At 65.9% G+C, this 13,086-nt stretch carries 13 protein-coding genes; 10 read left to right on the top strand and 3 right to left on the bottom strand.

What is annotated here, in order from left to right:
- Positions 1-227 precede the first annotated feature (227 nt).
- From AC5Y4H_RS06440 to AC5Y4H_RS06450, 3 genes are all read left to right on the top strand, one after another.
- Entirely contained in the window at positions 228-701 is a 474-nt protein-coding gene (locus AC5Y4H_RS06440; RefSeq protein WP_499979601.1) for a hypothetical protein, read from the top strand.
- Between the two features lie 93 nt (positions 702-794).
- Positions 795-2,354, top strand: a complete 1,560-nt coding sequence (locus tag AC5Y4H_RS06445) for a long-chain-fatty-acid--CoA ligase (RefSeq protein ID WP_499979526.1) — start codon at positions 795-797, stop codon at positions 2,352-2,354.
- A 192-nt stretch (positions 2,355-2,546) separates the two neighbouring features.
- On the top strand, positions 2,547-5,219 hold the full coding sequence (locus AC5Y4H_RS06450; protein WP_499979530.1) for an ATP-binding protein: 2,673 nt from the start codon (positions 2,547-2,549) through the stop codon (positions 5,217-5,219).
- Positions 5,220-5,224: 5 nt separating this feature from the next.
- Here the strand turns inward: AC5Y4H_RS06450 and AC5Y4H_RS06455 are convergent, their stop codons facing one another.
- The 3 genes from AC5Y4H_RS06455 to AC5Y4H_RS06465 all read right to left on the bottom strand — a co-directional run bounded on the left by AC5Y4H_RS06455 (position 5,225) and on the right by AC5Y4H_RS06465 (position 6,993).
- Positions 5,225-6,055, bottom strand: a complete 831-nt coding sequence (locus AC5Y4H_RS06455; protein WP_499979532.1) for an enoyl-CoA hydratase/isomerase family protein — start codon at positions 6,053-6,055, stop codon at positions 5,225-5,227.
- 228 nt (positions 6,056-6,283) lie between these two features.
- Positions 6,284-6,676: a hypothetical protein gene (locus AC5Y4H_RS06460; RefSeq protein WP_499979534.1), complete on the bottom strand. Its 393-nt coding sequence runs from the start codon at positions 6,674-6,676 to the stop codon at positions 6,284-6,286.
- Between the two features lie 11 nt (positions 6,677-6,687).
- Positions 6,688-6,993 (bottom strand): CDGP domain-containing protein, encoded by a 306-nt coding sequence (locus tag AC5Y4H_RS06465; protein WP_499979536.1) that lies wholly within the window; start codon positions 6,991-6,993, stop codon positions 6,688-6,690.
- A 309-nt stretch (positions 6,994-7,302) separates the two neighbouring features.
- Between AC5Y4H_RS06465 and AC5Y4H_RS06470 the strand changes: the two genes are divergently transcribed.
- The 7 genes from AC5Y4H_RS06470 to AC5Y4H_RS06500 all read left to right on the top strand — a co-directional run bounded on the left by AC5Y4H_RS06470 (position 7,303) and on the right by AC5Y4H_RS06500 (position 13,022).
- Positions 7,303-8,463: a tyrosine-type recombinase/integrase gene (locus tag AC5Y4H_RS06470; RefSeq protein ID WP_499979538.1), complete on the top strand. Its 1,161-nt coding sequence runs from the start codon at positions 7,303-7,305 to the stop codon at positions 8,461-8,463.
- A gap of 210 nt (positions 8,464-8,673) precedes the next feature.
- Positions 8,674-8,907 carry a helix-turn-helix transcriptional regulator gene (locus AC5Y4H_RS06475; protein WP_499979541.1) on the top strand — a complete coding sequence of 78 codons (234 nt, stop codon included), beginning with the start codon at positions 8,674-8,676 and terminating at the stop codon, positions 8,905-8,907.
- 340 nt (positions 8,908-9,247) lie between these two features.
- Complete coding sequence (locus AC5Y4H_RS06480; RefSeq protein ID WP_499979544.1) at positions 9,248-10,591, top strand: AAA family ATPase; 1,344 nt, start codon at positions 9,248-9,250, stop codon at positions 10,589-10,591.
- 376 nt (positions 10,592-10,967) lie between these two features.
- Positions 10,968-11,165, top strand: a complete 198-nt coding sequence (locus AC5Y4H_RS06485) for a hypothetical protein (protein ID WP_499979545.1) — start codon at positions 10,968-10,970, stop codon at positions 11,163-11,165.
- A 58-nt stretch (positions 11,166-11,223) separates the two neighbouring features.
- Positions 11,224-11,442 (top strand): hypothetical protein, encoded by a 219-nt coding sequence (locus AC5Y4H_RS06490; RefSeq protein WP_499979546.1) that lies wholly within the window; start codon positions 11,224-11,226, stop codon positions 11,440-11,442.
- On the top strand, positions 11,439-12,023 hold the full coding sequence (locus AC5Y4H_RS06495; protein ID WP_499979547.1) for a hypothetical protein: 585 nt from the start codon (positions 11,439-11,441) through the stop codon (positions 12,021-12,023). Before AC5Y4H_RS06490 ends, AC5Y4H_RS06495 begins: the two co-directional genes overlap by 4 nt.
- Positions 12,024-12,182: 159 nt before the next feature.
- A complete protein-coding gene (locus AC5Y4H_RS06500) occupies positions 12,183-13,022 on the top strand; it encodes a phage major capsid protein (protein WP_499979550.1) in 840 nt (279 codons plus the stop codon).
- The last annotated feature ends 64 nt before the right edge of the window (positions 13,023-13,086 follow it).

A 13,086-nucleotide genomic window follows, 5' to 3' on the forward strand; every position in this document is an offset into this window, starting at 1 on the left:
CACGCGCCATCGAACCCACCTTGGACATTACCGCCGCCGCTGGAGGACGATATGCCCACGGGCGAATGTCGCAGCGCCCGACGGCCTTAGGAAGAATGATGTCAGTCACTCAGTCTCAAACACCTTCCCGCCGGGCCGGCAGGCGGGCACCGTCGTTGAGCGCGGCCGCCGTGATCGCCGTGGTCGTCCTGGCCTGCTCCGCCAACCGGGCCGAACGCACCGCGGCGGTGGCGCTGGCCTCCGGCGACGCGATCGCCATCGCGCAGGGCGTCTCGGTCACCCCCGCACCCGGTTGGACGGTCGGAAACCGCGGGCCGAACTGGGTGGCGCTGAACAACGCCGACACCAGCGCGCAGCTGCGGATCACGGTCAAGCCGGCGGGCGGCACCGATGCCGCCGGGCTCCTGCAGGCCGACATCGACCAATTCACCAGCGGCGCCTCGGCCATCCTGACCGATGTGAACCGGCTGAACCCGCCGCACACCAAGCCGCTGCCCGGCGTCAACTTTCAGCAGGAAGCCTCCGTCAACTACACCGCGACGGTGGTGCACCCGCAGGGCGCGATTCCGGTGATCGGCACCTTCACCGAGCTGTTGAACACCTCGAACGGCCGATCGGCGTTCATCGACTTTCGGCAGGACAGCAGCGCGACCACCCAGGCCGCCGGCGACGGCGGAATGATGATCGGCTCCATGGAGTGAGGCGTTAGCCACCTGCGCGGTCGGGGGTCGGCGTCGCGTGCGTGGAACCGACCGCGTATTACAAACTGGAACAAACCGAACGCGGAGGGGTTAATGCCACCAGCCGACACGACGACCGGCAGGGCGGAGACGCTGGCCGGCATCGTCGAAAGCCACGCGCAGCGTCGGCCCGACGCGATCGCCATTCGGTTCGGCGAACGCCAGTGGTCCTGGACCGAGTGGAGCTCGCGGATTCGTCGCGCGGCCGGGGCGCTCCGCGCCGCGGGCCTCGAACCGGGAGACTGCGTGGCCTTCCTGGACAAAAACCACCCCGCCTGCCTCGAAGTGCTCATCGCCGGGGCCTCCATCGGCGTTGTTACCACCGTCGTCAACTGGCGGGTGATCGGCGACGAACTCGTCCACGTCCTGGCCGACAGCGGTGCCCGCGTGCTGCTGGTCGGCGCCGAGCTGCGTGGCGCGGCCGAGGCGGCGGCCGAACAGGTACCGGGCGTGAACCGCATCATCGAGATCGGCGACGAGTACGAATCACTGCTCGCCGCGGCGGCACCGACGCGACCCGATCCGGGCGTCGACGAAAACGAGACGGCGTTGGTGATCTACAGCTCCGGTACCACCGGACGCCCCAAGGGCGTGCTGCTCAGTCAACGTGCACTGGTCAATCACGCATCGAACCTGGCCCCGGCGTTCCCGTTCGCGGAGGGCGACGCGAACCTGGTGGCCATGCCGCTGTTCCACGTCGGAGGAATCGGCTACGCGCTGTTCGGGATCCGCTCCGGCGCACCGACCTTGATGACCCGCGAACCCGACGCCGCCACGCTGATCGGCGCTGTGCGCGCCGGGGCCACCCACGCGTTCTTCGTCCCGCCGGTGATCGCCCGGTTCCTGGACGCGGGTGAGGCGGCGACCGCGGCCATCGCCGGCCTGCGTTACATCGTGTACGGCGCCGCACCGATGCCGCTGCCGTTGCTGTATCGCGCGCTGTCCACCTGGCCCGACACGAGATTCGTGCAGGTGTACGGGCAGACGGAACTGTGCGGCGCGGTCACCGCGCTGTCCGACGACGATCACCGCGATGCCGGGCGGCCCGAGCTGCAGCTGGCGGCGGGAAAGGCGGTGTTGGGCTGCGAGATTCGCGTCGTCGATCCCGAGACCGGAAGCACGTTACCGCCAGGAGAATCCGGCGAGGTGTGGGTGCGCAGCAACCAGAACATGACCGGCTATCTCAACCGCCCGGAGGCGACCGCCGAAACCATCACCGCCGACGACTGGGTGCGCACCGGCGACATCGGGCGCCTGGACACCGACGGTTATGTCTACATCGAAGACCGCATCAAGGACATGATCATCACCGGCGGCGAGAACGTGTACGGCCCCGAGGTGGAGAGCGTGCTCATCGAGCATCCCGCCGTCGAGGACGCCGCGGTGATCGGTGTGCCCGACGACTTCTGGGGCGAATCGGTCAAGGCGATCGTGGTGGCCGACAAAGACGTCGACGCGAAAGACATCATCGAGTTCTGCCGACAGCACCTGGCCGGCTTCAAATGCCCGCGCACCGTCGACTTCCTGCCCGAACTACCCCGCAACGCGAGCGGCAAGATCCTGAAAGCTCAGTTGCGGGAACCCTTTTGGCGCGACAGGGCGCGCGGCATATGAGGACTCGCGTGGACGTGGCGGCCGAACTGCCGGGCGCGGAAGTGCCAAAGGTTGCGCCCCACGGTGAGACTTCGCCTACCGGCGATCGCGCCTGAAAGTCCACGTTTAGGCGTCATGCGCCCGGCGCCTGGGCCTACCATCACATACGCCGAGCAAACAACGCTGACGCGCGGAAACGAGGATAGGGGCTCGATGGCCCACGATACGAAGGCTGCCCTGCCGTCGGGAGTCGTCACGTTCTTGTTCACCGATATAGAGGGGTCGACTCGACGCTGGGAAGCCGACGCGCCGGCGATGCGCGCGGCGCTGGAGAATCATGACCGGGCGCTGCGTGAGGCAGTGGAACGTCATCGGGGCCGGTTGTTCAAGCACACGGGTGACGGCGTGTGCGCGGCGTTCGAGTCACCGCGCGACGCGGTGGACGCCGCGGTGGCCGCCCAACGCGCATTGGAGCTACCGGTGCGGATGGGGATGGCCACCGGCGAGGCCGAGCACCGCGACGGTGACTATTTCGGCTCCGTGCTCAACCGGGCGGCGAGAGTCATGGCGTGCGGCCATGGTGGCCAAATTCTGCTCGACGACGTTACGGCGGGTCTGGTGAGCGGCGTCGAGCTCGAGGATTTGGGGTCACGGCGGTTGCGGGATCTCGCCAAACCGGTGCAGATCGCTCAGGTACGGGCCGATGGCCTTCGCGCCGATTTCCCGCCCTTGAAAACCGCAGACCCCGCGGTGGGCAACTTGCGCCGCCAGACCACAAGTTTCGTGGGGCGTGCGGCGGCACTGGTCGAGGTGCAGCAGGCGCTCGGCCGTCACCGGCTGGTGACGCTGACCGGCGTTGGGGGCGTGGGCAAGACGCGGTTGGCCATGGAGGTCGCAGCGAATAGCGCGAGCAACTTTCCCGACGGGGTATGGGTGGTCGAGCTGGCGGCCGTCGGTGATCCGGCCGCCGTTCCCGACGCCGTCGCCGCGGTTCTGGGCATCACTCAGCAGCAGGGCATGAGCGTGGCCGAGAGCGTGGCCGCCGCCCTGGAGGGCCGGTCGCGCATGCTCGTGTTCGACAATTGCGAACACGTCGTCGACGCGGCGGCCGACATCATCGAATCGATCCTGTCCCGCTCGGCGACTGTGCGCATCCTTGCCACCAGCCGGCAGGGCCTGCGGCTTGCGGACGAACAACTATGGCCCGTCCCGTCATTGGACATCCAGCGTGGCGTGGACTCCAGCGCCGTGGAGTTGTTCGTCCAGCGCGCCACAGCGCTCGCCTCCGAAACGGACCTCACCACGCCGCAACAGGCTGACGCCGTCATCGAAATCTGCCGGCGGCTCGACGGCATTCCGCTGGCGATCGAGCTGGCCGCATCGCGGGTGATCTCGATGACCGTGAGCGAACTGCGCGACCGGCTCGACGATAGGTTCCGGCTGCTTGTCGGCCCGGGCCGCGGGTCCGAGCGCCATCAGACGTTGCGCCACGCGGTGCAGTGGTCCTACGACTTGCTGACCGACACCGAAAAGTCCTTGTTGGCAAAGTGTTCGGTGTTCGCCGGTGGGTTCGACCTCGATGGAGCCCGTTTCATCGCCGGATCCGCAGACGAGCTTGCTACCGTGGACTTACTGGACGGCCTGGTGCGCAAGTCGCTGGTAGTTGCCGACAAGACATCGTCGCGAACCCGGTTTTCGATGCTGGAGACGATCCGCCAATTCGGCGAAGAGCAACTTGCGGCCCGCGACGAGATCGATGAGGTTCGGACCGCTCACGCCCGATATTTCGCAGGCCGCGAGTCCGACATCTTGGCGCTGTGGGACAGCCCGCAGCAGGGCCACGCCTACGCTTGGTTCAACCGGGAGTTGGCGAATCTGCGTGCCGCGTTTCGGTGGGCGGCCGACCGGGGTGATCTCGACTGTGCCTGCGCCATAGCGATTTACGCGACGATCCTCGGCTTCTGGGTCGAGCAGCACGAGCCTACGGCGTGGGCCGAGGAACTCATCGAGGCTGCCGCGGCGGCCGAGCATCCGCGGCTTGCACAGCTCTACGTCATGGCGAGCCAGTGTTACGCGGCCGGTCGGGTCGAACAGTCTCACGGCTATGCGGACGCCAGTCGCGCGGCGGTCGCCAGCGGGCGCTTCGATCCGGTGCCTTACGATGCCGAATGCTGGGTCGGCGGCGGATACATCATGACCGGTCATCACGAGCAGTGGGTTGACCTTTGCCGAGAAGTGTTGCAGCGCAGGCCTAAGCATCGTCCGCATGCTCAGGCAAATCTTGTGATGGCGTTAGTGTTCATCGGCCGGTACGACGAGGCTATCGAGGAGTCCGAGGGTCTACTGGCCGCCGCCGGCGCATTCGAGAATCCGCACATGGCCAGTTATGGGTTCGCCAGCTACGGATTTGCCTTCAGCGATGCCGACCCCGCCGCGGCTTATGATGCGCTTCGCCGTGGGCTGGAAATTGCTCGCACGAGCGGCAACCGACGCGACGAGTCGATCGTGGCCGTTAGCCTCGCGAGATTGGCGGCAGCCCACGGCGAGCCCCTCGAAGAGCTGGACTCTCTTCACCTGGCGATTCGCAATCTCTACGACTCCGGAAGTTTCTCGATCATGGCCAGCCCGTTGGCCCTCCTCGTCCAGGCTCTCGACCGGCTCGGGCACCACGAGGAAGCCGCCACTATCAGTGGGTTTGCCCAAACCCCTTTTACGCGTACGACTTTTCCGGAGGTGAACAGCGCTGTCATCCACCTGTGCGAGGTGCTTGGCGACGACCGCTACCAAGCGTTGGCCGACGTGGGCGTCAACATGACCAGCTCGGCCGCAGCGGCCTACGCCTTCGCCCAGATCGACTACGCCCGCGCGCGACTCCTGAGTGATTGAGCGTCCTACAGGCGTCCGTCGACGCGCAGTTCCGGGTGCACCCAGTCGGGTGAGCGGCGTTCCTTGAACGAGCGGAACCCTTCGATGGCCTCAGCGTCGGACAGGCTGGCGGTCATGCCGATGCGGTCATAGAGGCCCAGATAGCTGTCGATGCTGGACTTGATGACGCCGCGGGCGCGCGGAGCGGTCCGACAGCATTGCGCGAGTATGTCTTTCGCCGCATCCAGCAGGCCCTCGTGCGGAACCACCCGGGTGACCAGGCCCCAGTCGAGGGCTTCGACCGCGGTGAGCACCCGACCGGTGAACATGAGGTCGCGGGTGCGCACCGGCCCGATCACGCGGGCAAGCATCTGGCTGTAGTACGTGTCGGCGTAGCCGCGGAACAACTCGGGCACTCGGAAGGTCGCCCGATCGCTCACCACCGACAGGTCGCTACACAACGCAATCTGGAATCCACCGCCCTGGCAGAGCCCGTTGACGGCCGAGACGATGGGCTTGCCCGAGGTGCGCACCGCGTCGAACGGGGTGACGTCCATGCCCAGCGCGGAACCGAACGTGATCCAGTTGTCCTCGCCTCCTCCGCCGCCCATATCGCCACCGGGCGCGAAGACGTCGCCGGTTCCGGTGAGCACCAGCCCGGCCAGGTTGGGGTCCTCGTTGAGACGTCCCACCGCGTAACGGATTCCGAAGTACATCGCCGGGCTCAGGGCGTTGCGGGCGTCCGGCCGGTCGATGGTGCAGACCGCGATGGGGCCCTGGCGTTCGAATCGCAGGTACGGCGTACCCAGCCAATCGCCTTCGGGTGGGCGGGGGGTGCTGCGCGGTGTCTGCGTCACGGGACTCCTCTCGGGTCGGCGTCGCCGCGGATGCGCCACGCCACAACGCCGCTACTGTAGCTCTTACGGTATCCGCCGGGCCCGCGCGACTGCGCGTAGTCACTGCCGAATATGTCCGCAACAAGCCGCGCACGATGAAATCCTCGACGAGGTTGGTGAATTGAGCGCGCCCGGTAGCCGGATCGCAGCCGACCATCTCAATATTCAGCACCCGAGGGCATCGGGGAATTATTGAACAATTCCCACGACGCGTGGTCCAAGCTTGACCCTGGCCTGAATTTGCAGAGCCTGACTTTCTCCGGCGCGCACCGAGATCCGGTCATGTACCTTGCCGAGCGTGGATGGACAACTCAAACCGCCGAATTCGCCCACCTCTTCCGTAGCATCGGTCGGGTCGCGCCCGACACGGCTGACTTTCGTGAGGCAGCAGAGTGCGGGCGCTTCCTCACCGATGTTCGAAATCAGGTGGCCACACCACTGGCCTGATAGGCCGACGATCTTCTCTCGGCGACCCCATGGGTACACCACGTCAACCTCAATTGATGAGGCGTCTCTGCCTTCAGCATCGGCAAAGTCTTGCGATTCTGAAATCCCATGCCTGAAAATCGGCATGGTCAGCAAACTGACGAGCCTTAATCGTCGACGTGGAACTGTGGCTGTCCTGCCGGCGTCGGCGCCCACGGCTGCGACGGATCGACGCGGTAACAAGAGTTGGTCGGCGGCATCCGCTTCCACACCCAGCCGCCCTGGTACACGATTAGGGACCTTTGGTGGCATCGGCGCCAGGTCCCGTCTGGTGCTACCGGGTCATCGCAATAGGTGTTCTCCGGATCGATGGCCAAGCACCCCGCCGAAGCCGGCGGTGCCGACGCGATGCCGGCGGCCCCAATCGCAGCTGCGGCGAGGGCCGTCGTCAGCAGTCCCCTGCTGAATTTCATGACCAACGGTAAGACAATGCCGTCTGTCCGGCGACTTGAAGCCTGCCCACGAGCGCGGCTGCTGCGTTTGCACGGTCGTTTGTCAGGGTGTCGCCACGCGGCGAACGAATAACACTGTGAACTTGTGGTCCCGGCTGGGATCGAATTAGCCGCCTGTTGAGTTGCCCCGCACAGCCGATACCAGCCATAATACCTCTGTTACCTGCTGCGATGCCCACCCTACGCTAGTTGCATAACTATGCACAACACGGCACCATCTAGCACACGGATAACATACGCATAACACCGCTTTGGAGGGGCTGACGAGGGATGCCGGGCAAGAAGGGACACCGCGGCTGGGGCTGGCTACGCCAAAGCGGCCGCCGACAACCGAAGCGGTGGCACGCAAGCTACATAGGCCCCGACAAGGCGCGGCATAAAGCCGAGCACACCTTCGGGACCAAGATGGACGCCGAGGGCTGGCTGGCGGCCGAGCGGCGACTGATCGACCTCAAGGTGTGGACCCCGCCGGCACAGCGGGCCGCCGAAAAACAGGCCAAGGGCATCACCCTCGCCGAGTACACGCCCACATGGATCGAGCAACGTACCGTGGGCGGCCAGCCCCTCAAGCCACGCACGAAAAGCCACTACACCAAGTTGTTCGAGGAACACATCAAGCCGACCACGCTGGCCGCTATCCCGCTGAGCAACATCACCGTCCAAGCCGTGCGCCAGTGGCACGCGACCACGCTGGTGGATAAGCCGACGTACCGCGCGCACGCCTACGGGCTGCTGCACGCCGTGCTGGCCACCGCAGTCGTTGACGGGCACCTCCCTGCCAACCCCGCACAAATCAGCGGTGCCGGCGGCACCTCAAGCAAAAAGCAGGCAGTGATTCTTGATGTTGCCGAGGTTGGCCAGTTGGCCGACACCATAGACGAGAAATTCAAGGCCCTCGTGTTGGTCAGCGCCTGGTGTGGGCTGCGGTGGGGCGAGGTGACCGAACTGCGGCGCAAGGACTTTAGCGCCGACTGTGCGCTCATCACCGTGGAGCGTGGCGTCGTGCACCGCGACGGCAAGTGCCACGTGGACACCCCGAAGTCGAAGAAGGGCCGCAAAGTCGTTACCCCGCCCCACATTCGGCCCGCCCTGCTACACCACCTGGCCACGCACGTCGCCAAAGGTGCTGACGAGCTTATCTTCCAGCCCGACCGCAGCTGCCACCTGTCCGATAAGACGTTCCGCCGCTATTTCAAGGCCGCGCTCGCGGACATTGGACGCGAGGGCAAGAAAAAGCCGCAGCCCGCCATCCACGACCTTCGGCACTTCGCGGGCACCCAAACCGCCCGCGTCGGCAACCTCGTCGAGACCATGGGCCGGCTGGGCCACTCAACAGTCACCGCCAGCTTGATTTACCAGGGCATCGTCAGCGGCCGCGACGCCGAAATCGCCGACGCGCTATCCGCGCTGGCCACGAACCAAGCCCCCTGACATCGCCTTGCAAGGAAAGAACACCGAGGCAACAAAGCGCACACAATCGTGTATGCAGTCGCGTAGCCGCAACCCCATAAACGTGCACGTCGCCCACACTTAACGGGTTAGCCGCAGTCAGGGGTTCTGTGCGGCGGGGCAACAAAATGTGTTGCTTTGCAACGCATTACACAAACAACCACAACCCCACGGCATTTAACGTTGGTTGCCATGAGTGCAACACAATCGCCAGGACGCAGCAATAAGCTGCACGGCAACACGAGTGGGCTTCCGGCCTTGCTGACCATGAGCCAGGTGGCCGAAGCCACCGGCATGTCCACTGCGACAATTCGCCGCCGCGTCGCAGACGGCACGTTGACGGCGCACCGAATTGGGCCGCGCCACATCAGGATTGAACGCGAAAGCGTCACCCGGCTACTCGGGCCGATTGGCGGCGCAGCGTGAAGCACAAGAGCCCGCCTATAGACGGCGAAGGCCGGGCAAGCCCATGCCCGGCCACCGTCGCAGAAGCGGCTACCACACCACCAACTACTGACCGCCAGCGTAGCGCAGCCTACTGCCAACAACTGCGCGACCGGCGGGCAGCGGCACAGCGGCTAGAGGTACTAGAGAGCGGCCGCGCCGATCCCTGGCACTACGAGCCGCCAGGCGACCGGGGCTACGCCGCCGCCGCCGCGCACCTCCTCGGCTGCGGCCTAATACCGGCCCCCAATGGTGAAGGGCTGCGGGCGATGTGGCGCCGCGGCGGCCACGCCCGCCACACCGCCGAAACAATCGCTGCGGCATGGGAGTTGGTCGCGTGAACTCGCCCGATCACGTCGCACTGATCCGGCTGGCCGACGTGGAGCCCGAACGGGTGTCGTGGCTATGGCCCCGCCGTATCCCACTAGGCAAGCTGGTCACCCTCGACGGCGACCCCGGCCTAGGCAAGTCGACCCTTGGCAACGAAATCGGCGCAACCGTCACAACCGGCGGAGTCTGGCCCGACGGATCGGAATGTGCGTTCCCCGGCGCCGTGCTGGTGATGTCAGCCGAGGACGGCCTAGCCGACACCGTACGGCCAAGGTTCGATGCGGCCGGCGCCAACGCGACCAAGGTGTACGCGGTCGAAGGCGTGCCCATCGTCAACGAGGACGGAAGCCGGACGCTGCGACCGCCGACGCTGGCCGACATCGTGAGCTTGGAGCAGGCGATCACGACGACGGGTGCACGCCTTCTGGTGATTGATGTCGTGATGGCCTATCTGCCCACCGGAACCGACGCCCATAAGGACCAAGACATTCGCCGGGTGCTTTCTGGGCTGTCTGCTCTGGCCGACCGAACTGGCTGCACAGTCCTATTGCTGCGGCACCTGAACAAGACGCCGGGCCGCGATCCGCTCTACCGCGGTGGCGGTTCAATCGGCATCGTCGGCGCGGCCCGCGCAGGGCTGCTAGTAGCAGCCGATCCCGACGACACCGACCGCCGAGTGCTCGCGTCGGTCAAGTCCAACCTCGGGCCGGCCCCTGAGTCGCTGGCGTACCGGCTAGTGGACGCACCCGATCACGGCTGTGCCCGTGTGCAGTGGGAGGGCGCCAGCGCCCACACCGCACACAGCGTATTGGCCGAACCATCACCAGATGAGGAATGCGACGCGCGCACCGAAGCTGAAATGTGGCTGGCCGATTACCTCAGCGACAAGTCGGCAACATCGAAGTCCGCCAAGGCCGCGGCAGCAAAGGAAGGCATCAAGGAACGCACGCTGCAGCGCGCCGCCGAATCGTTAAGTGTGACGGCCAAAAGCGTCGGCTTCCCGCGGATCACCTGGTGGACCCGTCACAGGGGCGCCAACGGCCAGAGGCCCACCCCCGTCCCCCAAAACCTTGGCGCGACTGGCGCGACTGTGCTCGACCTGCATAAACAGAATGGCGCGACTGGCGGAAATTCACAGTCGCGCCAAGGTCTGACTAACGGCGCGACTACGCAGTTAGACACCATGCCGGGCATGAAAAGCCCGTGTCCGAAGACGACACTCACCGTCTGCCCCGAATGCGAAGCCCCGCTAGGCGACACCGGCAAGTGCATCCCATGCATCGTTCGCAGAGCAAGCGAGACAACTTCACAGCAAACAGGAGAAGCCAGCGCATGACGACTACGTATATCGACAATGCGCGGAGCTGCTGCCGCTGCGACATGGGTTTGCCCGGTTGGCAAGCAGCAACATGCGTTACCGGTGACGGGGCAGCAGACCTTGTCCTGATCAACGCGGAGTGGCTAGGCGATAGCCACTACACCTATGACCCGGCGACACGGCAGGCACCGCATGAGCAGCTAGGGCCACTGCCGCCGCGGTGGCGGGACCGAGTATGGCTCGCCCCGCTTCGCTGCGGCCGCCGCACCAAAGCGGGACGGCCGTGCCGCACACCAGTAGCGCGGCGAGGCGATGCCTGCGGCTGGCACCGCGAACAAGCCGCACTCGACCTGCTGGCCGAACGGCTCGGCGCCAAACCAATTGAGGACCAACGATGAAGAGCGCGAACGTATTACATACCCGCTGCCTGGGTGATGGCCGGCAGCTCGTCCAACTCGACGGCTGCCCGTACTGCGGAGGGCGGCACTGGTGCATGACCGGCGGCGGGTCTGTCGCGTTTGCGCCCTGCGGCCAGGACCGCCCGGTGCTGCTCGACGACGGGGCGGGCAGCCCAAACCCGCCGGCCGCATAAACAACCACCACAGAGGGGAGATACAGCATTGAGTGACCTGCCAGCTGACATCGTGCGAATGGCCGGGCCTGTGCGGCTGATGTTCGCGCCGGCCCCCGAAGGCCGCATCGACGTTGGTCTGCTCATCGAAGCACCGCCGCCCATCGGCGCCATCTGGATCACCCTGTCCGTAGCTCAAATCGACGAACTGGCCCAAACCCTTGGCAAGTTCATCGCCCTAGATGACGACGAGTTCCACGCCCTGCGTAAGCAACTACACGAAAGGAACCAGAAATGAGCGACACCGAAAGCACCATCGAAACCAGCGAGCCTACCGTGGAGGATCGCCAAGACGCCGAGGTCAGCGCCGATGCGTTGGAGGCCGTTGCTCAAGCCACCGCGCGCGCCGAGTTCGAAGACGCGTTGCGGCCGCCGGCTGCTGACGCTGAGACTGCGGCCGATGAGGGCGGCGGCGGTGAGGACGCCCCTGAAGGCGACGGCAGCGGCGAGGGCGACGGCGAGGGCAAGCCGAACCGCGAAGCCGCCAAGCTGCGACACCGCGCACAGACCGCCGAGGCCGAACGCGACGCCCTCGCAGCACAACTCGAGGCAATGCAGCGGGCGGCCATCGACAGCCACGTCGGCACGATGGGCATGAAGCCCGCGGCGCTTTGGGCATCCGGCGCCAAACTCGGGGATCTGCTGGCCGAGGACGGCACACCGGACACCGCCAAGGTGACGGCCGCCGCCCAGGCGGCCAAGGAGGCGCTCGGCGTGCAGGTGTATACGAAGCCGCGGGCAGGGCTGCAGTCGGGGGCGATGGCGCACCAGCCCAAGCGCGACAAGTGGGTTGAGGCGTTCGGGCCACAGCCGTCTTAGGCGCGCGGCGTAATATGTCCATCGCGGCGCGGTTGCCCGGCTGTATGGCCGAACCCCGCCGCACGCTCAGCCCTTGGAGGGCAACCCGGCGACGGCTGTACATGCCGCCCGGTGCATACGCACCCGATGGTTCCCCCTCCTTGAAAGGACTTGAGCGACATGGCTATCGCCACAACCCCGACCACGGGGGCCGCATGGTCACCCGACGTCTACACCTTCGCGCCTGAGGACGTTCTGCCCAACGCCCTCATCCTCCAAACCAGTTTCGTGGCCGGTGACATCGACGGCGACGAGCCCTCGCTGCATGTTGGTTACGTCAGCGACACCCTGGACGCGACGTACGTCGCAGAGGGCGCCGAAATCGCCGACAGCTCGCCAGGTTTGGACGAGGTCGAAATCAAGACCAAGAAGATCTCGCGCCTGGTCAACCTGTCCAACGAGCAGTACAACCAGGAGCAGACGGCGGCATCGGTCGCCGCGTCGGTGGCCCGCGATCTGACCGCCAAGGCCGACCTGTCGTACTTGAGCGAGAACGCTGACCCGCTGATCGGGCTGCTGCACGCCGACGACGTCATCGACGGCGGCACGGTAACTGCCAGCCTGGACGCCCTGGTCGACCTCGTTGCCGAGCTAGAGAATAACGGCTCCACGCCAAGCGCAATCATCCTCGACCCGTTGTCGTGGGCGGCCGCGCGGAAGCTCAAAGTCGGCACCGACTACAACGCCGCCTTGCTGGGCGCCGGAACCACAGACGCCACGCCGATGTTGTTGAGCCTGCCGATCTTTCGCTCGCGGTTCATACCAGCGGCAACCGGCATCGTCGTCGACAAGACAGCCATCGCCAGCGCGGTCGGCCCCGTCAAGATAGCAACCAGCGAGCACGCCCTGTTCTCCAGCGACGCCGTGCAAGTACGGGCCACCTGGCGCATCGGCTGGAAGCTCGTGCGGCCAACCCGCATCGGACGCTTCACCGTCGCCGGCGCCATCGGCGGCAGCTGAGAAACGTGGAGCAGCGCGGTGCGGCAGCGGTGGCTGGAAGGTCATGGCAGCCAACACCGCTGCG

The sequence above is a fragment of the Mycobacterium sp. NGS58 genome (genome assembly GCF_059812385.1).